Below are 25652 nucleotides of genomic sequence, written 5' to 3' on the forward strand. Positions count from 1 at the left end.
GGTCTAAGCGTCGCTGTCTCGCTAGTCCTCACCCTCGAAACGTGGCAGCGGCTCGATATTCTCCACCCCGGGCAAAGCCGACCGGCACCATATCTGTTTCCTGGGCGTCAGTTCCCGCCGCTGGTCGATGCTGCCGACGCGGATACCGATCGCGCCGCCTTCGCCGTCCGTGCGGTAGAGCGGCGATCCGCAATTCGGGCAGAAGAATTGCCGGCTGAGACCGCCGCTGTCGCCATATTTTGCGTAGCCTCTCGGCTCGCCTGATAAGAGTGTGAAACTTGCCGGCCGCGCCGGTGCGGTGATGCGATAGGCTGAACCCGTCAGCCGCTGGCAATCGGTGCAATGGCAGATCGAGATCCGCTCCGCATCGATCTCCGCCTGATAGCGGATCGCGCCGCAATGGCATCCTCCGGTGATATGCATCGGCAAGCCCCCAAAGCATGTCGGCAAAAGTGTAGAGCGGTTTTGCGATCATGACACGCGGAAAACAAAGAACCAAAGCGTGGCAGACGAATCTGAAAGATCGCGCCACGCTTTACTCTGCCGGCTGAGCGGCCGGGTGTGAGGCGTAGAAGGCCTTCGCATCCGCCGTGAAGGCGGCCCGCTGATCGGCTTTCGTATAGAACATATGCCCGCCGCGATAAAGCTTTAGCCCGACGCGGCCGTCGGCGAGCGAGGGCGGCAGATGGTCGACGACGTAGCGGCTGACGCTGTAAGGCGTCACCAGATCGCTGTAGCCATGCGCGATCAGCAGGTGGAATGCCGAGTTCGAGGCGAGCAGCTGCCGGATGTCGTCGGTGGCGCTGGCCTGGAAGCGCGATCCGCCGCCGCGCCCGCCGCCCCATTCCCAGCGCCGGCTGATATCGCCGTCGAGCAGCGAATAGGTCATCTCCGTCTTGAAGCCGAGCTCGTTGCGGGCGTAATCGGCAAAGGCGCCGCCATAGGCGCGGGTGAAGCCGTCAAGGATGGCGTCGTCGCCCCGGTCGTAATCCGATTCCGGATAGGGATCGGGTGCTGCAAAGGAGGCGTCGTAGGCGCTCATCACCTCGCCGCCCCCATCTGAATGTTTGACGAAGGAACTGCCGAGGAAGCCGCGGTTGCGGGTGACGATATCCTCTGGAATGCCCGTCAGGCGCGCGATCCTGCCATAGAAGGCGGCGGCATCGGCACCCATCGGCGGTGGTCCGGCCAGCGTCGTCAGATAGTCGCCGAGCGCGAAGGTCTCGGCCTCCTTCTGCTTCTCTTCGTCAAAGGCCTTGTTCCGGTCGAGTTCGGCCGCCGCCAGTGACGGCAGCTCCAGCGCCGCGCCGAGCGCAAACTGATCGGCATTGAACATCAGCTGGCCCTCGAGCAGGGGGGAAAGCATCACCGCGCCGGCGACGATGATGCCCTGGCTTTCCTGCAGCACCGAGGCGACCTTGGCCGCACGGAAGCCGCCATAACTCTCGCCGAGAAGATATTTCGGCGAGTTGGAACGGTTGTTGTGCGCGACATAGAGCGCAATCGCCTTGGCGATGCTCTGGGCATCGGCACTGACGTTATAATAATTGGAGGCGTCGTCGGCCTTTGCCGTCCGGCTCCAGCCGGTGCCGATCGGGTCGATCAGCACGAGATCGGTGAAATCGAGCCAGCTTTGCGGATTGTCGACGAGTTTCGCATTGGCGCCGTCACGTCCATCCGGCCCGAAATCGAGCACCTTCGGCCCGACCAGCCCGAGATGCAGGAAGGCGGAAGCAGCACCCGGCCCGCCGTTGAAGGCAAAGGTCAGAGGCCGGTTCGGCCCGCCATCCCTTGCGACATAGGCGGTGTAGAAGACCGCGCCGGTCTGTACGCCGTCCTGGCCGAAGAGATCCAGCGTGCCGGCGGTGGCAGTATAGGCAATCTTCCGGCCGCCGATCGTCAGCGCGTGCTCGGTGACGGAATCGGCCGGCAGCAGCTTCAGCACGCCATCGCGTGCGCCGCTCTGGACATTCGCCCTCGGTGGATCGCTTTCCTGCGCATGGGAAAGGGCGGGGGCCAGCATTGCTGCAAGCGCGGCGAGCAGAAACAGGGTTCGTATGCGCAAGATGTCTCCTCCGGCGGCGGGGAATGAGAGGCTGAGATAGCGTAACATCCGCGGCCGACGACGGGCATCAAGAGATGGTGATGGGCCAGTGAGCGAGCTTCAGCCGACCTTCTCGACCGCGTGAACATTGATCTCGATCGCACGGCCGGCCTTCCAGCCGTTGATCGCCGCGCCGAGCCCGAGCGCAACGAAGAGGGCCGCGCACCAGGAAAAGCTTCCGGTCCAGCCGCGGATGAGGCCGACGATGAGCGGGCCGATGGCGGCAAGCAGGTAACCGACGCATTGCGCCATGCCGGAAAGATGGGCGGCGACATCGGGATCGCGTGAGCGCAGCACGATCGTCGTCATGGCTGCCGCGATCAGCCCACCCTGGCCGATGCCCTGCAGCACCGCCCATAGCCAGACCGTCGAAAGCGGCGCGAAGAGCAGGCCGAGCAGGGCGATGACGGCGACGCCGCAGAGGCTCGCATTGATCAGCCGCTGGTCGCGGCCGCGCACGGCGATATGCGGAACGATCAGGCAGGATGCCGCCTGCACCATCACCGACAGGGAAACGATCGCCCCTGATGTGACGCCGTCGAGCCCGCGTTCGCGTAAGATCGGAACCAGCCAGCCGAAGACGCAATAGGCAAGTGCCGATTGCAGCCCCATGAACAGCGTCACTTGCCAGGCGAGCCGGTCGCGCCAGAGGCCTTTGACGTGGAAGCCATTTCGCCTTGCCTGCCGGCCGCTGCGAAGAACCTCGGGCAGCCAGAGCAGGCTGACGATCAGGGCGGGCAGCGCCCAGATGGCGAGCGCGCCCGCAAGAGAGCCGCCCAATCCATGCTCGATCGGCAGTGTCAGCCCGGCGGCACTTGCCGCACCGGCGCAAAGCGCCATCGTGTAGAAGCCGGTCATCAGCGCGGCGCGCCCGGCGAAATCGCGCTTCACCAGCCCCGGCAGCAGCACGTTGCCGACAGCAATACAGGCGCCCGCAAGGGCGGTGCCGATGAAGAGCAGTGGCACGGAGGAAAGCCCGCGCAAACCCGTGCCGAGTGCGAGAAGCAGCAGAACGCCGAGCAGCGTGCGCTCCGTCCCGAGGCGCTGGGCAAGACGAGGCGCAAGCGGCGAGAAGGCACCAAGGCAGACGACCGGTAGCGTCGTCAGTAGGCTGGCGCCCAGCGCGCTGAGACCGAGCTCCGAGCGGATCTCCGGCAGAAGCGCCGAGGCGCTCGAGAAGACCGGGCGCAGGTTGAAGGCGATCAGCACCAGGCTCGCGCCAAGCAGGAAACGCCCGGCAGCTCCCCGCACCGGCATTGCCTGCGGCGGCGGAAGGCTGCCGGCCTCAGCGTCGATCAGCAATTCGTCGGCGGGGTCGAGCGCGCTGGCGGCATGGCTGGACGGCGCGTTCATGACAGGATCATCCGGTCGAGGGCGGCAAGAACGGGCGCCATGAAACGGCGCACCGCCGCATCCGCCTTGTCGGGATCGCCGGTTTCGATGGCGTCGACGATATCGGCATGCGCCTGCATGTCCGGTTCGGGAATGTCCTTGCCGAGCGTCGCCGCGATGGTATCGGCAATCGAGGCCGAAAAGAAATCGTAGATCTCGATCATCGCCCGGTTGCCGGAAGCGGCGATGACAGCCTTGTGGAAGGCGAGGTCGCGTTCGATGAAGGCGGCCTGATCGCCGCCGTCGTAATTGCCACGTTCGGCAAGCAGCCTGCGAAGCCCGGCAACCGTCTTCGCCGTCTTGCGGATCGCCGTCAGCCGGGCTGCCTCGACGTCGAGCGCCAAGCGCGCCTCGAACTGGTCGCGCAGGCTGGCGCGCCGGGCCATCGTCAACGGCCGGCCGGCATCGGTCGTCGAGCGGACATAGGTTCCCGAACCCTGCCTTGTTTCGAGATAACCCTGGGAGACGAGAACGCGCACCGCCTCGCGTACGGTGCCGCGGCTGACGGAAAGCATGGCCGACAGCGAGGCTTCATTCGGCAATTTCTCGCCGACCGCCCAGCGTTTGCCGAGAATGTCGCCGCGGATCGCCTCGATCGCCTCATCCGCGAGATTGGTTTTGCTGAGCGCTCGCATCTCACTACTCATAAAGTCATCAGATGACTTTATGAGTAGTGAGATTTCGATCTTTCGTCAACGCCTGACATCAAGACGATAAAGACATCAAGACAATAAAAAAGGGCCGCCTCGGCGACCCTTTCCATGAGTTTGGCCTCAAACTGGCCTGGACTGTCTATGCAGCCCTAGGAAGGCGGGGATTAGAGCGAGGGCTGCCTCGCCTTCGTCACCTCTTCCATGCCCGTTACGAGGTCCGAAATCTCATTAGACATTGGATCACCTTCCTTTCGTTCTGTTGCTGATGGCTTAAAGTTAGGCTGATTCTTCTGAGATGCAAGCAGAAATGCACGCATGCGCTGCTTTGAGAGAAGCGCGGGTGTTCACAAAAGAACACGGCTTTTCGCCGAATGTGAAGGTGCCAGGCGCCAGGAAACCGTCATGTTGCGCTTGCAAACCGGCAACGCGTTAAGCTGTTATTAGCCGTGACATCAGACAATTTAGAGCATTCCCGCCGATGCGGCGGCGGGTTCCGGAGCAAGAAAGCCATGTGTCGCTGGGCAGCCTATCGCGGAGACCCTCTCTATCTTGAGGAACTGGTATCCTCGCCTGCGCACTCGCTGATCGAGCAGTCCCATTGCGCCACCCGCGCCAAGACGGCGACGAATGGTGATGGCTTCGGTATCGCCTGGTATGGCGACAGGCCCGAACCCGGCCGCTACCGCGATATCCTGCCGGCCTGGTCGGATTGCAATCTGAAGAGCCTGGCACGGCAGATCCGTTCGCCGCTCTTCCTTGCCCATGTCCGCGCTGCCACAGGCGGCGGCACGCGCCGCGACAACTGCCACCCCTTCACCCATGGCACCTGGTCCTTCATGCACAATGGCCAGATCTCCGGTTTCGAGCGCCTGCGCCGGCCGATGGAGGCGATGCTCGACGACGAGCTGTTCAATGCCCGCGGCGGCACGACCGATTCCGAACTGATGTTCCTGCTGGCGCTGCAATTCGGCCTGCGCGAGGCGCCGATCGCTGCGATGGCTCACATGATCGGTGTCGTCGAGGACCTGGCCGACAGCGTCATCGGCTCGATCCTGCTGCGCTTTACCGCTGCCTTCTCCGATGGCAACATGCTCTATGCTGTTCGCTATGCGACCGACCGCAAGGCGCCGACGCTCTATGCCTCGCCTGTGGGTGCGGGCTATTGCCTCGTGTCCGAGCCGCTGAACGACGATGGCGATGCCTGGGCGGAAATTCCGGATGGCAGCGCCGTCACCGTCGGTAAAGACGGCATCGACGTCGCCGACTTCCGGCCGGAGAAGCGGAGTGCCTCCAAGCCGCCGCGCGTGGCTATTCCTGCCTGAGCCGCTCGACGATAGCTGAGCCGCTCGCGATTAGCTGAGCTGCTTGGCGATCAGCGCCGCGAGCCTTTCGGCAACCTCTTCCTTCGTCAGGTCAGGCCATTGCTCGACGCCGTCGCGGCGAACGAGTTTGACGCGGTTGCGGCTGCCGCCCATGATGCCGGTCGCAGGAGAAACGTCATTGGCGACGATCATATCGGCGCCTTTCCTCTCGAGTTTCGCCTTCGCATTGCTTTCGACGTCCTGCGTCTCGGCGGCAAAGCCGATCACCAGCTTCGGCCGCATCGTATGATGGCCGACGGTTTTCAGGATGTCCGGATTCTCGGTCAGCGCCAGCGTCGGGATGGATTCGCCGGGATGTTTCTTCAGCTTCTGGTCGGCCGCCGAGGCGACGCGCCAGTCCGCCACCGCTGCGACCATCACGGCGATGTCGGCCGGCAGCGCCGCAAGCACGGCATCACGCATTTCTTCAGCCCGCTCGACATGCACGACTGTCACGCCGACGGGGTCGGCGATTGTCACCGGCCCCGATACGAGCGTCACCTCCGCCCCGAGCTTTGCAAGGGCTGCGGCGATCGCATGCCCCTGCCGGCCGGAGGAGCGGTTGGCGATATAGCGCACCGGATCGATCGGCTCATGCGTCGGTCCTGACGTGACGATTGCCTTGCGTCCCTTGAGCGGCTTTTCTCCGTCGTCGAGCATGGTTTCGGCAGCAGCGACGATCTCCAGCGGTTCCGCCATCCGGCCGAGCCCTGCCTCCCGGCTTTCCGCCATCTCGCCGGCCATCGGCCCGACGAAGCGGATGCCGTCGGCTCTGAGCATTGCGGCATTCCGCCGCGTCGCCGGATGCGCCCACATGGCGGGGTTCATCGCCGGTGCGGCAAGCACCGGCCTATTGGTCGCCAGAAGCACCGTCGAGGCGAGATCGTCGGCAAGCCCGTTCGCCATCTTCGCCATCAGATCGGCGGTGGCAGGGGCGATCAGCACGAGGTCGCAGTCGCGCGCCAGCCGGATATGACCGATATCCTGTTCGTCCTGTCGCGAAAACAGATCGAGGTAGACATGGTCCGCCGCCAGTGCACCGACGGCAAGCGGCGTGACGAATTCCTGGGCGCCTTTGGTCATCACAGGGCGCACGCTCGCGCCGCGCTCGCGCAGCCGGCGGATCAGATCCAGGCTCTTATAGGCCGCGATGCCGCCGGAGATGATGAGGAGGATGCGTTTGCCGCTGAGAGCCATGGCCTTCTACCCGTTGCCTTTTCTGACCGCCATCGACCCTAAGCCTTTGGCGGAGAACATGCAATCGCGAGGGCGACAGGCATCGGAGCTGGTCCGGAAGCCGCCGCATGACGATCGCGATCGCCATGCCGAGGCGGGCAAGCCGCGGCGGCAGCCAGTCTCCGCCGCACTCGTCGGTCAGAGGTTGCTCATCCCGCCGTCGATGATGAGTTCGCTGCCGACGATATAGGCCGCCTCATCGGAGGCGAGAAAAACGATCGTCTTGGCGACTTCGCCGGGGGTTCCGAAACGGCCGACGGGAATCTGGGCCTGGATCTGCGCAGTCATCGCCTCGGATTGGGCTTGTGAAGCGCCGAGCTTACTGTAGAGCGGCGTGGAGATCGGACCGGGGCTGACGGCGTTGACGCGGATGCCGCGGCCGATGAGTTCGCCCGACAATGTCTTGGCAAGCGTCAGCAGCGCGCCCTTCGTCAGCGAATAGACGCTGGAATTCGGCATGCCGATATGGGCGTTGATCGAAGTGTTGAGCACGATCGCGGCCTGCTTCGAAAAAATCGGCAGCAGCGCCTGAATCAGGAAGAACGGGCCTTTGACGTTGATATCAACCGACTTGTCGAAGGCGGCTTCGCTCCACTGTTCCAGCGGCCCGAATTCGGCGACCCCGGCGTTGACGAAGAGGATGTCGAGCGTGCCGAAAGCCTCTCTCACGCTATCGGCGACGGCCTTCTGGCCGACCGCATTGCCGGCATCGGCCTGGATGACGGTGGCTTTGCCGCCGAATTCGGCGCGGGCCGCCTCAACGCTTGCCGCGCTGCTGCCGGTAACGACGACGCGGGCGCCCTCAGCGATGAACTGGCGGGCGGTCTCGAGGCCGATGCCGCTGGTGCCGCCGGTGATGAGGGCTGTCTTGTTCTGCAGGCGTGACATGATGAAGTTCCTTTGATCGAATGTTGGCGCGCGGCCCGTTCTTGTTCAATGCGAGAATGCTCTGAAAAAGGCGGCGCGATAAGCCGGCGCGTTGAAGGATCATCAACCCGCAGCGGATAACCGCGCCGTGCCGTCTCAGGTGCGGGTGATCGAAGCGCCGCCGTCGACCAGCGACGCCGTGCCGGTGACGAAGCTTGCATCGTCGGAGGCGAGGTAGAGGACCGAGCGAGCGAGCTCTTCGGGGTTTGCGACACGCTTCAGCGCATGCAGATTGGTGACGAAGGCCTGCTTCTCAGGCGTATCGTTCATGTCCCGATACATGTCGGTATCGACCGCACCCGGCAGGATGGCATTGACGCGCACGCCCTGCTGACCGAATTCGGCGGCAAGCGCCTGTGTCAGGCCGATCAGGCCGGATTTGCTGGCGGCATAGGCGGCAACCCCCGGGAAGGCGAAGCTGTAGCCGACGAAGGTCGAGGTGAAGATCACCGAGCCGCCGCCATTTTCCACCATCGCCCCGATCTGGTGCTTGGCGGCGAGGAAGGAGGCCGTCAGATTGATCGCCAGCGCCTCGCTGAAGCCCGCTTCGGAAACGGCGGTGCTCGCACCGGCTTCGCCGAGCGTGCCGGCATTGTTGAAGGCGATGTCGAGCTTGCCGTAATTTCTCACGGCGGCGACGACCAGCGCCTTGTGATAATCTTCCGAGCGCACGTCGCCGGCAATGGCGATGGCATCGCCGCCCTCTGCCTTGATCTCCGCAACGAGGCTGTCGAGTTCACCTTGACGGCGGGCGCCGACGACGACCTTGGCGCCTTCGGCGGCGAAGTGCTTTGCCGTGGCCCGGCCGATGCCGGAGCTTGCGCCGGTGACGATCGCGACCTTGTTGTTCAAGCGGTTCATGGTTCCATCTCCTGTGTTGAGGTGAGGCGGCCCTTGCCGTCCGTTCCGTTGAATGGAAGATGGCATTTTCCTTTCGTTCGGATTAGTCTCCAGATCGGGGAATTCGAATTCGGAAAGACCGAACGATGATCAGGATAGAAGGCATTGCGGCTTTTGTCGCCGTGGTCGAGGCAGGCTCGGTCAGCGAGGCGGCCCGGCGTCTTCGGCTGTCCAAATCCGTCGTTAGCGAAAGGTTGGCCGAGCTGGAGAAATCGCTCGGCGGCATCCTGCTGCACCGAACGACCCGCAAGCTCACTTTGACCGAGGATGGCACGGTCTTCCTGGAGCGGGCCGCGCGCATCGTGCGCGAGATCGAGGAGGCCGCGGCCGATATGGCGGAGCGGCGCGGAACGCTGTCAGGCCCGATCCGCATCGCCGCCCCCGTCACCTTTGGCCGCATGCATCTCGGCCCGGCGCTCTATCCCTTTCTCGCCGAGCATCCCGAGATCGAATTGACCCTCGATATTGATGACCGGCGGGTCGATGCCGCTTCGGACGGCTATGACGCCATCATCCGCAATGGTCCGATCGCCGATAGCCGGCTGGTCGCCTGGAAGCTCACGCGAAGCCGCCGTCTTCTCTGTGCCTCGCCGGATTATCTCGCCCGCCAGGGAATTCCGTCCTCGCTGGCCGATCTCAACGGCCATCGCGGCATCTTCTACACCAATCGCGGCGTTGCCGACTGGCGCTTCCAGACGCCGGAGGGTGCGATCGTCGTCCGTGCGAAACTGGCGCTCGGCATCAACAATGGTGACATGCTTCGCGACGCCGCGATTGCCGGCCTCGGCATTGCGCTGCTGCCCGCCTTCATCGCCGGCCCGGCCATCCGCGAGGGCCGGCTTGCCGAAATCGATGTCGGCCATAGGCCGGAGGTCGAATTCATCTATATGGCCCATCCCGAGGGCCGAAATCCCTCCGCCAAGCTCCGCGCCATCGCCGATCACCTGAAGAAGAGCTTCGGCGATCCGCCCTATTGGGATCCGGCGGGCTAGAGCATGTCGCGCAAAAGTGTGCAGCGGTTTTGCGACAACGACATGCGCAAAAACAAAGACCTAAAGCGCGAAGAGCGAATCTGAAAGATCGCGACGCGCTTTAGCTCAGCAGGCTCATCAGGTTCTCGGTGACCGGCGAGCGATGTGTTTTCAGGATTGCCAGCGCCAGGCGCGCCACGGCCGGAGGCCCCTCGATCGGCCGGTAGGCCACACCTTCGAGCTTAATCTGCGAAATCGAGGCCGGCACGATCGAGACGCCGAGATCGGCCGCCACCAGATTGACGACCGAGGAAATCTGCGGCGCCTCCTGCGCCACGGTCAGCTCGAATCCCGCCTTGCGGCAGGCGAGCACGACATCGTCGTAGAGGCTCAAGCCCACGAGCCGGGGAAAGAGGATGAAGGGTTCGTCCGCCAGCATTGCAAGCGGCAGGCTGCGATGTCTTGCCAGAGGATGGCTGGCGGGCAGGGCAATCACCATCGGCTCGTCCGGCAGCCGCCGTAGCCGGATGCCGGCGGGATCGTCCAGGCTGGGGCGCATGAAGGTGGCGTCGAGCTCGCCGCGTTCCAGCTTCTGCATCAACGCCAGCGTATTCATTTCCGTCAGCGACAGCTGCACCTCCGGCCAGCGCGCGCGAAACAGTCGAATCGTCGTGCTGACCACGGGGTTGAAGGCGGAGGATGCGGTGAAGCCGAGCGACAGCCGGCCGGTCTCGCCGCGATTGGCGCTTTGCGCCGCAAGCTTCGCCTTCTCAGCTGCCACCAGCGACGCCTTTGCCTCGCCGAGGAAGGCCGCGCCCGCTGCCGTCAATTCGGCGCCGTGCGGCACACGGTGAAACAGCGCCGCACCCACTTCCCTCTCCAGGTCGCGGATCTGCTGGCTGAGCGGCGGCTGCCCGATGCCGAGCTTGCCGGCGGCACGGGTGAAATTGCCTTCTTCCGCCACCGCCAGAAAATACCTGAGATGCCGCAGCTCCATCACTATCTCCAAAACCTATCGGAATCGACGGTCTCATATATTGGACAAATGGAGGCGCTTTGACTAGATCGGAGACCGGAAGGATGAAGATATGCCGCCGTCAGTGCATGCAGTGAAGACCTCCGAGACAGCTGCGACCCCAGGGCAGAAGCACTACCTGACCCGTGGCGCCGGCGCCTATCGCCGCGCCAGCCTGGCACTCTTCCTTTCCGGCTTCTCCACCTTCTCGCTGCTCTATTGCGTCCAGCCGCTGCTGCCGATCTTCTCGCAGGAATTCGCCGTCAGCCCGGCCGAAAGCTCGCTGTCCCTCTCGCTCTCCACCGGTTTCCTGGCGGTCGCCATCGTCTGCGCCGCCGCCGTCTCGGAAGGTCTCGGCCGCCGCAGCCTGATGTCGATATCGCTGGTCGGGGCGGCATTGCTGACCATTGCCACCGCCTTTGCCCCGAACTGGCATCTGCTGCTCGTCATCCGCGCGCTTCAGGGCCTTGTTCTCGGTGGTGTGCCGGCCGTTGCCATGGCCTATCTAGCCGAGGAAATCGATCCGCGCGGCCTTGGCGCCACCATGGGCCTCTATGTCGGCGGCACGGCCTTCGGCGGCATGTCCGGCCGCGTGCTCACCGGCATCTTCGCCGAATATCTCACCTGGCGTCCGGCGCTCTTCATCATCGGCGCCATCGGCCTTGCCGCCGCGATCGGCTTCATCGCCCTCTTGCCACCGTCACGCAATTTCGTCCGCCGGCCAGGCTTCGATCCGCGCTTTCATGCAAAAGCCTGGCTCGGCCATCTCCGCAATCCGGCGCTGCCTTTCATCTTCGCCATCGCCTTCCTGGCGATGGGCTCCTTTGTGACGATCTACAATTATGCCGGCTTCCGCCTGGTGGCGCCGCCCTACGGCCTCAACCAGACCGAACTCGGCCTGATCTTCACCGTCTACCTCTTCGGCATCGGCGCCTCCTCGATCGGCGGCCTGTTGGGAGACCGGATCGGGCACTTTTCCGTGCTTCTCTTCGGTCTGGCACTCACCGCCGCCGGCAGCGCGCTGACGCTCTTTGCCTCGCTCCCGGCGATTATCCTCGGTATCATCGTGCTCACGACTGGCTTCTTTATCAGCCATTCGATCGCCAGCGGCCTTGTCGGCAAGCTGGCGCATGGCACCAAGGGGCACGCCTCGTCGCTCTATATGCTCGCCTATTATGTCGGTTCCAGCCTCATGGGTTCGGCGGGAGGCTGGTTCTTCGCGGTTGAAGGCTGGGCCGCCGTCGTTATCTTCACACTCGCCATGCTGGCGCTGGCCTTTGTCTCCGCCTGTCTTGCCCAGCACCTCGCGAGGAGAAAAGCATGATCCGCATAGACCGTCTTGACCATCTCGTGCTGACCGTCGCCGATATCGCGATCAGCTGCGACTTCTATTCCCGCATCCTCGGCATGTCGGTCGAAACCTTTGCTGAAGGCCGAAAAGCACTGAAATTCGGCGGGCAGAAGATCAATCTGCATCATGCCGGCCACGAATTCGATCCCAAGGCAAGGCAACCCACACCCGGCTCCGGCGACCTCTGCTTCATCGCCGAGACACCGCTTGCCGATGTCATCGCTGATCTGGAGGCCGCGGGCGTTGCCATCGAAGAGGGCCCGGTCGAGCGCACCGGCGCGACCGGGCGTTTGCGCTCGGTCTATTTCAGAGACCCCGACGGCAACCTCATCGAAGTCTCCAATCAGATTGCCTGACGTCGGCCTCCAGCACATCAACCAAGCCGGATATAGGGCACGTCCTTCTTCGCGACCTCGTCGAGCGCCTCCTCGTAACCGGCATCGGCGTAACGCATGACGCCAAGCGCCGTATCGTTGGTCAACGCATGGTCGAGCCGTTCGTCGGCGGCATCCGTGCCGTCGGCGACGACGGTGACGCCACAGCTCGTCATGTAGCCGGCATAGCCGCCGCCGCCGGAATGGACGACGACTAGATCGGCCATCGACGAGCAGAGCATCATCGCATCGATCAGCGGCCAGTCGGCGATCGCGTCGGAGCCATCCTTCATCCCCTCGGTCATGATATTCGGATGCGCCATGGCGCCGGCGTCGAGATGGTCGCGGGAGAAGGCGACCGGGCCTTTGAGTTCGCCGCTCGCAACCAGCGCGTTGACGCGCCTTGCGAGTGCGGTGCGTTCGCCGTGGCCGAGCCAGGCGATGCGGGCCGGCAGCCCCTCGAAGGGCACATGCTCGCGCGCCAGCCGGATCCAGTTGGTGATGATCTTGTTATCGGAAAACATTTCGAGCAGCAGGTCGTCAATGCGAGCGATATCGCTCTCCTCGCCTGACAGAGCCATCCAGCGGAACGGGCCGATCGCCCGGGCAAACAGCGGCCTGAGATAGGCTTCGGTGAAAATCGGAATGTCGAAGGCATTGGCGACACCGCCCTCGCGGGCCTGCGTACGGATGAGATTGCCGTTGTCGAAGACTTCCGAGCCACGCTTCTGGAATTCCAGCATCGCCGTCACATGGTCTACGATCGAGGCCCGGCTTGCCGCCATCAATTGTCCCTGGCCGTCGTCGCGCAGACCCTTGACCTGATCGAGGCTCATGCCCTTCGGCACGTAACCGTAGACGAGGTCATGCGCCGAGGTTTGGTCGGTGACGATGTCAGGCACGATGCCGCGGCGGGCGATTTCGGGATAGACCTCCGCCGCATTGCCGACGAGGCCGACTGACAGCGCCCGCTTGTCCTTCACCGCCGCATCGATCATCTGAAGGGCGCTATCGAGATCGGGGGCGATTTCCTGGAGATAACCGATCTGCTGGCGCTTGCGGGCCCGCTCCGGATCGATGTCGATGCAGAGGATTGCAGCCCCTGCCATGCGGCCGGCGAGAGGTTGCGCCCCGCCCATGCCGCCGAGGCCGGCCGTCAGCACGAACCGGCCGAGGAGATCGCCTCCGAAGCGCCGCTCGGCAATGCGCATGAAGATCTCGTAGGTGCCCTGGATGACGCCCTGGCTGCCGATATATTGCCAGGCGCCGGCCGTCAGCCCGCCCCAGCAGATCAACCCCTTGCGCTGCAGCTCGTAGAACACTTCGGCCTTTGCCCATTGCCCGACGATATTGCAGTTCGCCATGATGACCAGCGGCGCCTTGGCATGCGTTCGAACGAGGCCGATCGGCTTGCCGGACTGGATGAGCAGCGTCTGGTCCTCGTCCATCTCGGTCAGCGCCTTGACGATGCCTCTATGCGCCGCCCAGTTGCGGGCCGCCTTGCCGAGCGCGGCATAGACGATCAGATTGTCGGGATCCTCGCCGACGGAGAGCACGTTTTCGAGCAGCCGCAGCAGCGCCTCCTGCCGCCAGCCTTTGGCCCGCAGTTCCGGCCCGCCGGGAATCGGAAATTTCGGATGACGTGGATTGGCCTTCGGCATCGTGGGTTCCTCGTTTTGCTCTGCCTTCGTTCGTTATTTCCTGGGCAGCGATTCCACATAGGCGAGTGCCGCATCGAGCAAACGCCGTCTCAGGGTATCGTCGCCGTAAACTTCGGCACCGCCTCGCACCCAGCCATGCATCACCCGCTCGCCCGACAGCATCTGGATCACGCCTGGCAGTGCCAGCGCCCAGTCGTCATTGCCCTTGCCGAGACGGATCAGCATGCCGTCATGGCGTGCGCAGCAGAGAAGATTGCCGTTCAGCATGAAGGCCCAGCCGCCGAACATCGATTTTTCGGCAAGACCCGGCCGATCGCCGAGTTCCTCACGCATCAGTTCTTCGAGACCCCGATCGCGCGCCATGGCTCAGGCCTTTGTCGCCAGTGCATAGCGTGCGATCTCGATCCCCATCGCCTTTTCGACGACGGGATAGACGGTCGGATCGAGCACGCTTGCCGACAGCGGAATGATATCCATCGGCACATGCAGGATGAACACCCGCATGCCCTCCTTGAGCTGGCCGACGCTGAGCGGCTCGCCCTCTGGTGAAAGCGTGGTGATGACCGCGGGAAAGGTGGCAAGCCGCCCGCCATCCGCATCGTCCACCGCCATATATTCGTTCATCACATGCAGCGTCACCGACTTTTCGCCCGCGCCGACGGTGATCGTGCCGATGTCGAAGGCTTCCTTGGTGTAGACGACCTCCTTGCGGGTAATGATTCCTTCGGCAAGGATATGTCCGCCCGTCGTCTTGCAGATCGCGTCGATGACATCAGATCCGCCCTTCTTCTCCGCCGCGATGATCGCCTCACCGAGCGAAAGTGCCATCGAAATGCCGCCGAGCGCCGCATGGATGCGGACATAGGAGGCTCTGAGCGGATTGCGGCAACTGGCGATGAAGCCGCCGGATTGATCGGCGGCAGCGCGCAGCACCGGCGAGATCTTCGCCGTCGCGCCCTTCACCACCAGTTCGATATAACGGTTTTCGGAGCGATTGCCGCCGACAGCGGTCTGGATCATCTGCTCGGGCGAACCGGCCATGCCGATCGAGCCCATGTCGCCCGTGGGATGCGCGCGGATATCGCCGACCGCGTCGACCACCTTGGTGCCGAGGATTGCCGACGGCAGCCAGCCGTTCAGCGTCGAGGATTTGCCGTTCTGGCCGATGATCAGCCCGGAAAGCTTTTCGCCGAGTGCCTCCTGCAGCAATTGCACCGCCTTCACATAGTCGATGCCCTGCATTTCCCAGGGGGTGGTGGAGGCAGGCGCGCCGATCGCAGCCGCAGTGGCGATCCACTCCTCGTCCCGCAATTCGTCGATCGAGACCAGCTCGGGCTTGCCGACATTGACGGCGGCATAACCGAGCATCCGCCCGTGATCGGCCCAGCCGCCGCCGCCGGCGGCATAGACGGAGCCACCCTTGACGGCAGCTTCCACGTCCTTCTCAACGAGTATGCGTCCCATCGGTCCTCTCCTGATTCAAATCCTTGTCCATCTCGCGCACCGCCTCGAAAAGCACGGCGGCGCCGAGCGCGATATCGTCATTTTCAGCCCACTCGTCGGCCGAATGGCTGCGGCCTTCGCGGCAGGGCACGAAGATCATCGCCGCCGGCGCCACCTTGGCGATCCAGGCCGTGTCGTGCCCCGCGCCGGAGGCCATGCGCCGATGTTTTGCACCGACACGTTCGCAAGCGGCCTCCAAGGTCGACAGCAGCCCGGCATCTGCAGGCGTCGGTAGATTGTCGGATACCCGGTTCGGGGTCTGGATCGTCACGCTGTAAGCCCCCGCCAGCTTTTCGACATGGCCGTCGAGCCAGCGGCAGAAAGCCTCCATGTCGGCGCGGACTTCTGCGCGGCCATCGATCAGCAGCGCCACCTTCGACGGCACGACATTGGCAGCATTCGGCTCGATCCGGAATTCGCCGACCGTCGCTGCAAAATGGCCCGGCGTTTTGGCAAGCTCGGCGGCGGCGTTGCGGATGTCGAGCACCAGCTGCGATGCCGCCACCAGCGCATCCGCCCGTCGGTCCATCGGCGTCGTGCCGGCATGGTCGGCCCGCCCTTCGACGGTGATCTCGATGCGAGTGATCCCTGATATCGCGGTGACGATGCCGATATCCTCCTTTTCGGCTTCGAGCACCGGGCCCTGTTCGATATGGAGCTCGAGAAAGCCTGCTATACCGGGTCTGTTCTCCTGCATCAGCACATCAGGTCTGCCGCCGACCTCGGCGATGCCCTCAGCCAGGTCGCGCCCGTCGCTGACGCGCGAAAGCCAGGCCGCCGGCAGTTGGCCGGTCATGCCACGGCTGCCGATGCAGGACACGCCGAAGATGCTGACCTCCTCGGCAAGGAAATCGACGATTTCGAGATCGTGATCGAGCTCTATATTCTCGTCGCGCAGCGCGCGCGCCACCTCCAGCGCCGCAATTACCCCGGCAATACCGTCAAAGCGGCCGCCGTCCGGCACCGTGTCGGAATGCGAACCGACCATGATCGTGCCGAGCCATGGTTTTCGACCAGTCCGTCGACCGATCAGATTGCCGGCGGCATCGACCCGCGTTTCCAGTCCCGCCGCCTTCATCCGCGCGTCGATATAGGCCCGGCCTTCGAGGAAGAGCGGCGAGAACGCCCGCCGCGTCCAGGGATGCCCCGGCTCGGTAATCCCGGCCAGCGCCTCGATATCTCCAGCGATCCGGTCGGCATTGACGGGAAGATTGCGGCTCATGCTTCAGCTCCCGCAATGACCTGGCGCGGCAGCGGCCGCACGAAGCGCCCGGTGCCGGGCGCAGCAAGCACCTTGGCGCCCTCGGCAATCTTTTCGCCGCGCAGATAGGTGGCGGAAATGGTCCAGGGCAGGCGGATGCCGTTATAGGGGCTCCAGCCGACGACGTTGTTGCCGCTCGCGGCGGCATCATAGACGCTGTCGCGCGGCTCCAGCACGACGATATCGGCATCCTTGCCCGGCGTCAGCGCGCCCTTGATATGGTCGAGCCGGAAATGCTTCGCCGGGTTCTCCGCCATCAGCCTGGCTGCCCATGTCAGCGGAATGCCGCGTTCGATGGCACCTTTGACGAAAAGCGGCACCATCACCTCGAGGCCTGGAACGCCGGAGGCGTTGGCGAGCATGTCGGGATTGGTCTTGCGGTTTTCCGACCAGCTGACGTGATCGGTCGAGACCAGCCAGACATCGCCCTCCGCCACCTTCCGCCAGAGGCTCTCCACCTCGGCGCGCGGCCGCACCGGCGGATTGATCTTCGCCTTGCCACCGAGGCGCTTCACGTCGTTTTCCTCGTCGAGCGTCAGATAATGGATGCAGCATTCGACCGTCGCCGCAAAGCCGTCGCGGCGATAGGCGCGCGCGATATCATAGCCGCGCCCGAGCGAGCAGTGCACCACATGCGCCGGGCAGCCCGTGTCGGCACCCGTCTCGAAGATCGTGTGCATCGCCAGCAGCTCGGTGATCGGCGGTCGCGACAGGCCGTGCGCCCGCCAGTCGGTGATGCCGCTCGCCTTCACCTGCTCCATATAGGTGCGCACCGCCTCGTCGTCCTCATTGTGCACGCCGGCTGTCAGCCCCGTCGGAGCGATCGCCGCGAAGCAGGCGTCGAGCAGTGCCGGCGGAATGCGCGGAAAGCGCTTGGGGTCGGTGCCGAAGGTCGAGAATTTGAAGGCTGCAACGCCTGCCTCCACCATCTCGCGGATCCGCGCCGGGCCTTCTTCCGGATCGACGGTGCCGTAAAGCGCGAAATCGACGCGCGCCTGCGGCCCGGCATGGTCGACTTTCCGCTTCACCGCCGCCGCCGAACAGACGAGATTGCCTTCGTCATAGGGCATGTCGACGATTGTAGTCACGCCGCCGGCCGCCGCCGAGCGCGTCGACCAGATGAAATCCTCCTGGTCCTTCTGGGAGAGCGAATGTACCTGCGCATCGATCGCGCCGGGAAGGATCAGCGATTTTCCGAGCAGATGCCGTTCGCGCGCCGCAGGCGGCACGCCGAGGCCGACCTCGGCTATTCTGCCGTCGCGCACGGCGACATAGCCCTCTTCGACAATGCGGTCCGGCAGCACCACCGTGCCCTGCAGAACGAGATCGAAGTCCATTTTGCTTCCTCCCTGCAGCGCTGCGCGTCTTTCTAGCCGCGCAAAGGACGCTGTAACACTTTGAATTGCTGCATAATTCCTTAAGTCGATCTCGATTTAAGGGATTATGTAGCAAGCTGGAAATCAGACTGCTGCCGGCTCGTCATGGGTTAGCCGTTCCTCGATGTGCTCCAGTGAGCCGAGGGCGAAGAAATCGTCGAAGGAGGCGATCGGAACCTGCTCAGTCAGCTTCGTAACGAAGTCGTCCGAACCAAGTTCCTCCTCGATAGCCTCCACTTCAGCCGAAAGCGGCCGGTCGACCGTATAGAAATCCGCATGTTTGCGCACGACCTCGTAGAGCATGGCGGCGACGCCCTTCGGTTCATCGCCGAGTATGTCGATCGCCTGGGCCGAGAGCAGCGCCTCGAGGGCTGCGAGGCGCTTCAGCGCCCGCATCTGCCGGTCGAAGCGTTCGATGACGAGCGGCAGGAAGGCCGCCTCGTCCTCCAACCCGGCTGCGACGACCAGCGACTGCGCAGAAACAGGATTGGACATTGACAGCACGCGCGAGAAAATCTCGCCGGCAAGTTTGATGATCGGCCCGAAACCGGTGGCAATCCGCCCCGGCGGCACGAGATTGACCGGCAGGTCGCGCCGCTGGCCGTTGCCGAGAATGACGCAGCGGTTGAAGGCGTTGCGCGCTGCATGCGCCATGCAAAGCGCTGCCGATTCGAGCAGGATCGTCACATCGAGCGGAAGAGAGCCGCCCGACGTCATCACCCGGCCTTCGACCACGACGGGATTGTCGTCCGAGCGCCCGGTGGCGGCAAGGATCTTATGGCCGGTCGATAAAAGGTTTTCGATCACCGCGCCGAACACCTGGGCGATCATGCGCAGGCTCAGCGGATCCTGAACATGCGTTGCGACGGGCCAGTTCCATTCGTCGGAGGCATTGCAGAGCCAGGCGCCGATCAGCGCTTCACGCGCCGTTCCGACATGCCGGACCGCCTTCCAGGGATCGCGGGAAGCACCGAGCGCACCGGCCGCCATCATCGCCGTTGCCAGCAGGACGCGGATCGAGGCCGCGGCGTTGCGCGTCGTTTCCGCCGCCGAGGCAAAGCTTACCGCATTGATGCTGAGCGAGGCGAGGCTGTCGCGCGGCGCCATCCGCATCGGTTCCAACCCGGCCGCCTGGAAAGCCTCAGCCGCCTGCATCCGGTTGCCGCGATAGATCGCTTCGCCGACGCCGGTCAGCACCGCTCCGATCTGTCCCATCAGGCCGATATCCGCACAGCCGATCGAGCCGGTGCGGCGCACGACCGGGATGAGATCGGCCTCGAGCATCCTGATATAGGCTTGGATCAATTCCGGCGTGCAGCCGACCTGGCCGGTCAGCGCCGTGTTGATACGGATCGCCATGGCATTGCGGACGATATTGCAGGAAAAGGGTGTGCCGGTGCCGAAATGATGGGCGCGCACCAGGCCGAGATTGAAGGTGTCGAGTTCGTCGGCGGACCACTCCACATCTTTCATGGCGCCGACGCCTGTCGTCGAGCCGTAGACGGGCATGCCGGAGGCAATCGCATCCTCGACGACCTCGCGGGCGATCGCGATGCGGGCCATGCCTGTCGCCGAAGCCGAAATCTTAGCCTTGCCCGCACCAATCGTCACCATCTCGGCAAAACCGAGCGGTTGTCCGGAAAGTTCGATGCCAAGGCGTTCGTGCTTCATGTGCCTATCTCCCCAGAACAGGATGATTTTAGGCCGGATCGGCCGAAAATCTGAATCCTGTTCTAAACTAAAGAGTCAGAGCATGATGTCGCCCGAAAACCGCTCACACTTTTCGGCATCATGCTCGGAACGTGAGACTAAGCGAGCCCTCTGTTACATGGGATATCCCAAATGCCGAACACAGCATGTTTTTGGCAGGCGGTCAGCTCAGCATCCAGGCAATATAGACAAGCGTCAATGCGATGATCCAAAGCGCGATCCTGGCCGAGCGGTTGTGCCGCGCTTCGGCCTTGCCGATCGCATCCGCCGTCTCAGCATCGAAGCGCAACCCGTGCTCGCTCATATGCAGAAGCTGGTGGTGGAATTTTTCGGTCTTCGCTGCGATTTCGGGCACGGCTTCGGCGAGCTTTACCGCCGCCTTCAGCCCGTCCTTGAGATCGGTGGCGATCCGCTTCGGCCCGAGATTGGTGCGGATCCAGTCGCCGACGACAGGCTCGGAGGCCTTCCACATGTTGAAGCGCGGATTGAGCATGCGCGATACGCCCTCGACCACGACCATGGTCTTCTGCAGCATCACCAGCTCCGGCCGCGTCGCCATGTCGAAGAGTTCGGTCACTTCGAACAGCAGAGTCAGCAGCTTGCCCATCGAGATCGTCTCGGCCGGCTGTCCATGGATCGGCTCGCCGATCGCCCGGATCGCCTGGGCGAAGCTTTCGACATTGTGATGTCCGGGCACATAGCCGGCCTCGAAATGCACCTCGGCGACGCGGATATAGTCGCGGGTGATGAAGCCATAGAGGATTTCGGCGAGGAACCGCCGTTCCTTCTTGCCCAGCCGCCCGACGATGCCCATGTCGACGGCGACGATCATGCCGTCAGCGTCGACGAAGAGATTGCCCGGATGCATGTCGGCATGGAAGAAGCCGTCGCGCAGCGTGTGGCGCAGGAACGACTGGATCAGCGTATCGGCAAGCAGGTTGAGATCGTGGCCCGCCGCACGCAGACCCTCGACGTCGGACATCCTCGTGCCGTCGATCCACTCCATGGTGATGACGTCGCGCCCGGTGCGCTCCCAGTCGACCTTCGGCACGCGGAAGCCGGGATCCTTTTCGGTATTCTCGGCGATCTCGGAGAGGGCTGCCGCCTCCAGGCGAAGATCCATCTCCACTTTCGTCGTCTGCTCCAGCGTCTTCGTCACCTCGACCGGCCGCAGCCGCCGGCTGGACGCCAGGAAACGCTCCTGCATATGGGCAACGAGATACATCGCCTCGATGTCATGGGCAAAGCGCTGGCGCACACCGGGCCGCACGATCTTGACGGCGACCTTCTTCCGGCCCTCGGCGCTATCGACCTCGGCCGGATGCACCTGCGCGATCGAGGCGGCGGCGATCGGATCGCCGAAGCTCGCATAGAGCTCTCCGATCGGCCGTCCGAGCGAGCCTTCGATATTGGCCTTGGCCGCTGCCGAGGGAAAGAATGCCATCCGGTCCTGAAGCTGCGACAGGTCGTTGGCGAATTCGACGCCGACGACATCCGGCCGCGTCGCCAGGAACTGCCCGATCTTCACATAGGAGGGACCGAGCCGCTCGACAGCCTGCGCCAACCGGTCGCTGCGCTTCTGATGCCGCGCCTTGCTTCGCTCGAAAATCGTGACGAAGGATTTGGCGAGTGCGACCGGAGGCGGCAGCCCTTCGGAAGGAAGAGCTGAGACGACACCCTCACGCACGAGCACCCAGCCGACGCGCCAAAGACGGAAATATGCGCCGAAAGTACTCATCTTCTGTTTGATTCTCGCGCGACGCTATTCGAAAACCGCTCTACACTTTTCGGCGTCATGCGTCAGAGCTTCCAGCCGGAATGGAGTGCGGCGATGCCGCCGGTATAATTGGTGTAGGTGACGCGCGAAAAGCCGGCCTGGCGGATCATTGCCGCGAAATTCTCCTGGTTCGGGAATTTTCGGATCGATTCCACCAGATATTGGTAGGGTTCGGCATCGCCGGTAATCGCCTTGCCGAATTGCGGAATGGCATTGAACGACCAGGCGTCGTAGATCTTGTCGAGAAGCGGCATATCGACTTCGGAAAATTCCAGCACCAGCAGCCGTCCGCCGCGCTTCAACACGCGATAGGCCTCCGACAGCGCTACGTCGATCCTCGGCACGTTGCGGATGCCGAAGGCGATCGTATAGGCATCGAAGCTGCCCGCCTCGAACGGCAGTTCCTCGGCATTCGCCTCGACGAAGGTGAGATTGCCGGAAAGCTTCTTCTTTTCCGCCCGCTCGGCCCCGACACCAAGCATCGAGCCGTTGATATCGAGCACCGTGGCATGCGCCTGTCTGCCCGAGGCCTCGACGATGCGGAAGGCGATATCACCCGTGCCGCCGGCGACGTCGAGCACCTTGTAGCCCGGCTCCTTGCGCGGGTTCAGCGCCGAGATCATCGCATCCTTCCAGGCGCGGTGCATGCCCATCGACATGACGTCATTCATGATGTCGTAGCGCTTGGCAACCTTGTGGAACACCTGGTTGACCATGCTTTGCTTCTCGCCATTAGGCACCTCGCGGAAGCCGTAGGAGGTCTCCATGCCGCCATCGGCGGAAGTGCGGCTTTCTGACATCAGACTGCTCCGTTCCTGAAGATTCGGGCGCGGCGGCCATAGCGAAAGACCGCGCGCGACGTTATCTATGGGCCGCGTTCTCCACGGCACACTGGCGCTATAGCGCACATCGTCGTCGGTTGAAACACGTTAGATATAGATGGGTTAAGATGCCGGAATTGCCAGAAGTCGAAACGGTGAAACGCGGCCTGACGCCGGCGATGGAGGGCACCCGCATCACCAAGCTGGAGCTGCGGCGCGGCGATTTGCGCTTCCCCTTTCCCGACGCTTTCGCGGACAGGGTTTCGGGCCGCACCATCGTCAGCCTTGGCCGCCGCGCTAAATATCTGCTGGTCGATCTCGACGACGGCAACACGCTGATCTCCCACCTCGGCATGTCCGGTTCCTTCCGGATCGAGGAGGGCCGCATCGAGGAGGCTGCTGCCTCCGCCGCGCCGGGCGAATTCCACCATGCCCGCTCGAAGGACGAGAAACACGATCACGTCGTCTTCCATCTGGAGGGCGCAAGCGGCCCGCGCCGGGTCGTCTACAACGATCCGCGCCGTTTCGGCTTCATGGATATGGTGGGGCGTGCCGATCTCGCCGCCCATCCCTTCTTCCGCGATCTCGGCCCGGAGCCGACAGGAAACGAGCTTGGCGCCGCCTATCTGGCCGAACGCTTCCGCGACAAGGCGCAGCCGCTGAAAAGCGCGCTGCTTGACCAGAAGAACATTGCCGGTCTCGGCAATATATATGTCTGCGAGGCGCTGTGGCGCGCGCATCTTTCTCCGATCCGCGCCGCCGGCACGCTGGTGACGGCAGGGGGCCGGCCGAAGGCGCAGCTCGACCTGCTCGTCGCCTCGATCCGCGACGTCATCGCCGACGCGATCGCCGCCGGCGGATCGTCGCTGCGTGACCATATCCAGACCGACGGATCGCTCGGCTATTTCCAGCATTCCTTCTCCGTCTATGATCGCGAAAGTCAGGCTTGCCGCACGCCCGGCTGCGGCGGTACGGTCGCCCGCATCGTCCAGGCGGGTCGCTCCACCTTCTATTGCGCCACCTGCCAGAAGTAAGAGTGAGAAACCGGGAGAACAGCATGGCCTATGAGACCCTGATCGTCGAAACCCGAGGCAATGTCGGCCTCGTCACGCTGAACCGCCCGCAGGCGCTGAACGCGCTGAACTCCACCGTCCTGAAGGAACTGAAAGAGGCCTATGCCGCCTTCCACGCCGACGAGACGGTTGGAGCGATCGTGTTGACCGGTTCCGAGCGTGCCTTTGCCGCCGGCGCCGATATCAAGGAGATGCAGCCGCTTGAGTTCGCCGATATCTATAAGAGTGATTTCATCAGCGGCTGGGATGAGGTCGCCAAGGCACGCAAGCCGGTGATCGCTGCCGTCAGCGGTTTTGCGCTCGGCGGCGGCTGCGAGCTCGCCATGATGTGCGATTTCATCATCGCCTCGGAGACAGCGAAGTTCGGCCAGCCTGAAATCACACTGGGCGTCATTCCCGGCATGGGCGGCTCGCAGCGGCTGACGCGCGCCGTCGGCAAGGCGAAGGCGATGGATCTCATCCTGACCGGCCGCATGATGGATGCGGCCGAGGCGGAACGCTCGGGACTCGTTTCGCGTGTGGTGGCACCCGAACGTCTGCTCGACGAGGCTTTTGCCGCGGCCGAAAAGATTGCTTCGCTTTCGCGTCCCTCGGTGATGATGGCCAAGGAGGCGGTCAACCGCGCATTCGAGACGACGCTGGAGGAGGGCTTGCGTTTCGAGCGCCGCCTGTTTCACAGTCTCTTTGCCACGGACGACCAGAAAGAAGGCATGGCGGCCTTCGTCGAGAAGCGTAAACCGGCTTTTACGCACCGTTGAATGCTTTTAGGCGCTTGCCAGTGGTAAAGCTTGAAAATCCGCGTTGACGTGGGCCGGCTTTAGAGTTATATGCCCGCCCACGGTTCGGAAAGCCGGTTTGGTTTTCCGCGATTGCTCCCGCATTGCTGGATTTTGTGGCCGCAAGGCCCGCGGTAATGGCGGAGTTTGTTCGAATTCTTGAGAGAGGCATCCATGGCCAATACAACTTCGGCGAAAAAAGCGACCCGCAAGATCGCCCGCCGTACCGACGTCAATAAGGCTCGTCGCTCGCGCGTTCGTACTTTCGTTCGCCAGGTCGAAGAGGCCATCGCATCCGGTGACGCCGCCAAGGCGAAGGAAGCTTTCCTGGCTGCTCAGCCCGAGCTTGCCCGCGCCGCCAGCAAGGGCGTGCTGCATGCCAACACGGCATCGCGCAAGGTCTCGCGTCTGGCCGCTCGTGTGAAGGCTCTTTCGGTCACCACGACCGCGTAATCTTCCATTAAGGTCTTCTTCTTTATGATTAGCCCGGTAATTTTACCGGGCTTTTTCGATTCCACCGATCAGCCCCTGCATGGTTAATCTGACGACTGTTTCGTGTCAGCGCCATGACAGGAAAAATTGTTTAAAAACAATGGCTTGCGCAAGGATGCTTTGACGCCGCGCGACTCTGCCCCACGCTTTCGGGACCACAGGCGAGTCAAGAGGATTTTATTTTTTTTTCTTTCAATGCGTGTCAAAATAGCCCGAACGGGGAATCTCTTTGATTCAACTGCGATTCTTTTTTGACGCTGGTGTGACGCCCGAAAAGGGCAGGCGGAGTCAATGCCCGCTTCTTAATTTTGCGTAAAATTCATCGTTGATATTGCCTTTTGATCCTGCCTAAATGGCTTTCAACAAAGGGCGCGGACATCACCTGCAGAGGCTCGGTCTTAACTGCCACGTCGGCAGGGCGATAAGTTTGTGCCGTTTGTTACGGAGCATTGCGCTTCCGTTTTTTCAAGCACTCGACGGATTTGAGCCGTAACGTGGCTGTTACGGAGCGGGGATGTTTTGTGCCTTCAGTGGCCACACGTTTAAGGCGAGGCCATCGGAGAAGGTAAAGTAATATTGCGTTCGGGCTGGTCGGCCGAAAACGAGGTTCGACCGTCAGCCTGGCACGGAAAGCCGATGAAGGTTGCCGCATGAACGTGGCACCTGCAACGGAGTTCTGCGCCGGTTCCTTCGGGGGCAGTGTTTGAGTGAACCGGCAGGCGAGCGGCTCATGAGGATCCGTCAGCCCGCCAAAGCGGGGAATGATCGGGCGGCCGTTTTAGCGGATGCCGCCCGGTGGAATTGAAAGGCGGCATTATGCAGATGAATACGATGACGACGAGCGGGCTCGACAATGGGGATGCGGCACCGCAGGCGTTCGGCTCAATTCGCCTGGAAGCGGCGGAAGTAAAGGCGGAT

General features: G+C 63.2%; 23 protein-coding genes. 7 read left to right on the plus strand and 16 right to left on the minus strand.

What is annotated here, in order from left to right; genetic code table 11:
- Positions 1–21: 21 nt before the first annotated feature.
- From ACD590_RS24225 to ACD590_RS24240, 4 genes are all read right to left on the minus strand, one after another.
- Positions 22–423, minus strand: coding sequence for a GFA family protein (locus tag ACD590_RS24225; protein WP_047617326.1), 402 nt, complete (start codon positions 421–423; stop codon positions 22–24).
- A 112-nt stretch (positions 424–535) separates the two neighbouring features.
- A complete protein-coding gene (locus tag ACD590_RS24230) occupies positions 536–2065 on the minus strand; it encodes a S10 family peptidase (protein ID WP_439003491.1) in 1530 nt (509 codons plus the stop codon).
- 99 nt (positions 2066–2164) lie between these two features.
- Positions 2165–3457: a CynX/NimT family MFS transporter gene (locus ACD590_RS24235; protein ID WP_439003492.1), complete on the minus strand. Its 1293-nt coding sequence runs from the start codon at positions 3455–3457 to the stop codon at positions 2165–2167.
- On the minus strand, positions 3454–4131 hold the full coding sequence (locus ACD590_RS24240) for a FadR/GntR family transcriptional regulator (RefSeq protein WP_130718708.1): 678 nt from the start codon (positions 4129–4131) through the stop codon (positions 3454–3456). The genes ACD590_RS24235 and ACD590_RS24240 overlap by 4 nt, the downstream gene beginning before the upstream one ends.
- A 527-nt stretch (positions 4132–4658) precedes the next feature.
- Here ACD590_RS24240 and ACD590_RS24245 point away from each other — a divergent pair.
- Positions 4659–5471, plus strand: coding sequence for a class II glutamine amidotransferase (locus tag ACD590_RS24245; RefSeq protein WP_130718710.1), 813 nt, complete (start codon positions 4659–4661; stop codon positions 5469–5471).
- Positions 5472–5501: 30 nt separating this feature from the next.
- Here the strand turns inward: ACD590_RS24245 and coaBC are convergent, their stop codons facing one another.
- The 3 genes from coaBC to ACD590_RS24260 form a co-directional block, all read right to left on the minus strand.
- Entirely contained in the window at positions 5502–6707 is a 1206-nt protein-coding gene (gene coaBC / locus ACD590_RS24250; protein ID WP_131631053.1) for a bifunctional phosphopantothenoylcysteine decarboxylase/phosphopantothenate--cysteine ligase CoaBC, read from the minus strand.
- A 177-nt stretch (positions 6708–6884) separates the two neighbouring features.
- On the minus strand, positions 6885–7634 hold the full coding sequence (locus ACD590_RS24255; protein WP_018244467.1) for an SDR family oxidoreductase: 750 nt from the start codon (positions 7632–7634) through the stop codon (positions 6885–6887).
- Positions 7635–7769: 135 nt separating this feature from the next.
- Positions 7770–8534: an SDR family oxidoreductase gene (locus tag ACD590_RS24260; RefSeq protein ID WP_439003493.1), complete on the minus strand. Its 765-nt coding sequence runs from the start codon at positions 8532–8534 to the stop codon at positions 7770–7772.
- A gap of 125 nt (positions 8535–8659) precedes the next feature.
- On the opposite strand from ACD590_RS24260, the gene ACD590_RS24265 reads away from it, so the two are divergent.
- Complete coding sequence (locus ACD590_RS24265; protein ID WP_018244469.1) at positions 8660–9565, plus strand: LysR family transcriptional regulator; 906 nt, start codon at positions 8660–8662, stop codon at positions 9563–9565.
- Between the two features lie 100 nt (positions 9566–9665).
- On the opposite strand, the gene ACD590_RS24270 is transcribed toward ACD590_RS24265, so the two are convergent.
- Positions 9666–10541: a LysR family transcriptional regulator gene (locus ACD590_RS24270; RefSeq protein WP_439003494.1), complete on the minus strand. Its 876-nt coding sequence runs from the start codon at positions 10539–10541 to the stop codon at positions 9666–9668.
- 91 nt (positions 10542–10632) lie between these two features.
- Between ACD590_RS24270 and ACD590_RS24275 the strand changes: the two genes are divergently transcribed.
- Together ACD590_RS24275 and ACD590_RS24280 are read left to right on the plus strand one after the other, a co-directional pair.
- On the plus strand, positions 10633–11883 hold the full coding sequence (locus tag ACD590_RS24275; protein ID WP_439003495.1) for an MFS transporter: 1251 nt from the start codon (positions 10633–10635) through the stop codon (positions 11881–11883).
- Positions 11880–12266: a VOC family protein gene (locus tag ACD590_RS24280; protein WP_439003496.1), complete on the plus strand. Its 387-nt coding sequence runs from the start codon at positions 11880–11882 to the stop codon at positions 12264–12266. The genes ACD590_RS24275 and ACD590_RS24280 overlap by 4 nt, the downstream gene beginning before the upstream one ends.
- Positions 12267–12283: 17 nt before the next feature.
- Here the strand turns inward: ACD590_RS24280 and ACD590_RS24285 are convergent, their stop codons facing one another.
- The 8 genes from ACD590_RS24285 to ubiE all read right to left on the minus strand — a co-directional run bounded on the left by ACD590_RS24285 (position 12284) and on the right by ubiE (position 22372).
- Positions 12284–13945, minus strand: a complete 1662-nt coding sequence (locus ACD590_RS24285; RefSeq protein ID WP_439003497.1) for a urocanate hydratase — start codon at positions 13943–13945, stop codon at positions 12284–12286.
- 33 nt (positions 13946–13978) lie between these two features.
- Positions 13979–14308 carry a TfoX/Sxy family protein gene (locus tag ACD590_RS24290; protein ID WP_097624631.1) on the minus strand — a complete coding sequence of 110 codons (330 nt, stop codon included), beginning with the start codon at positions 14306–14308 and terminating at the stop codon, positions 13979–13981.
- Positions 14309–14311: 3 nt separating this feature from the next.
- Entirely contained in the window at positions 14312–15409 is a 1098-nt protein-coding gene (locus tag ACD590_RS24295; RefSeq protein WP_439003498.1) for a DUF917 domain-containing protein, read from the minus strand.
- Positions 15390–16670: a Zn-dependent hydrolase gene (locus ACD590_RS24300; protein WP_439003499.1), complete on the minus strand. Its 1281-nt coding sequence runs from the start codon at positions 16668–16670 to the stop codon at positions 15390–15392. Before ACD590_RS24300 ends, ACD590_RS24295 begins: the two co-directional genes overlap by 20 nt.
- Positions 16667–18046, minus strand: a complete 1380-nt coding sequence (locus ACD590_RS24305) for a dihydroorotase (protein ID WP_439003500.1) — start codon at positions 18044–18046, stop codon at positions 16667–16669. The genes ACD590_RS24300 and ACD590_RS24305 overlap by 4 nt, the downstream gene beginning before the upstream one ends.
- Before the next feature lie 123 nt (positions 18047–18169).
- Entirely contained in the window at positions 18170–19756 is a 1587-nt protein-coding gene (locus ACD590_RS24310; protein WP_018244478.1) for an aromatic amino acid lyase, read from the minus strand.
- Between the two features lie 202 nt (positions 19757–19958).
- Entirely contained in the window at positions 19959–21533 is a 1575-nt protein-coding gene (gene ubiB, locus ACD590_RS24315) for a 2-polyprenylphenol 6-hydroxylase (RefSeq protein WP_427147699.1), read from the minus strand.
- 62 nt (positions 21534–21595) lie between these two features.
- Positions 21596–22372, minus strand: coding sequence for a bifunctional demethylmenaquinone methyltransferase/2-methoxy-6-polyprenyl-1,4-benzoquinol methylase UbiE (ubiE, locus tag ACD590_RS24320; protein ID WP_018244480.1), 777 nt, complete (start codon positions 22370–22372; stop codon positions 21596–21598).
- Between the two features lie 149 nt (positions 22373–22521).
- Here ubiE and mutM point away from each other — a divergent pair, with 149 nt between their 5' ends.
- The 3 genes from mutM to rpsT all read left to right on the plus strand — a co-directional run bounded on the left by mutM (position 22522) and on the right by rpsT (position 24695).
- Positions 22522–23427 (plus strand): bifunctional DNA-formamidopyrimidine glycosylase/DNA-(apurinic or apyrimidinic site) lyase, encoded by a 906-nt coding sequence (gene mutM, locus ACD590_RS24325; RefSeq protein ID WP_028731688.1) that lies wholly within the window; start codon positions 22522–22524, stop codon positions 23425–23427.
- Between the two features lie 23 nt (positions 23428–23450).
- Positions 23451–24224 carry an enoyl-CoA hydratase gene (locus tag ACD590_RS24330; RefSeq protein WP_017966711.1) on the plus strand — a complete coding sequence of 258 codons (774 nt, stop codon included), beginning with the start codon at positions 23451–23453 and terminating at the stop codon, positions 24222–24224.
- A 192-nt stretch (positions 24225–24416) separates the two neighbouring features.
- Positions 24417–24695, plus strand: a complete 279-nt coding sequence (rpsT, locus tag ACD590_RS24335) for a 30S ribosomal protein S20 (protein WP_003556028.1) — start codon at positions 24417–24419, stop codon at positions 24693–24695.
- The last annotated feature ends 957 nt before the right edge of the window (positions 24696–25652 follow it).

Source organism: Rhizobium sp. 862_C5_N1_2 (assembly GCF_051811205.1).
Classification (GTDB): Bacteria; Pseudomonadota; Alphaproteobacteria; order Rhizobiales; family Rhizobiaceae; genus Rhizobium; species Rhizobium leguminosarum.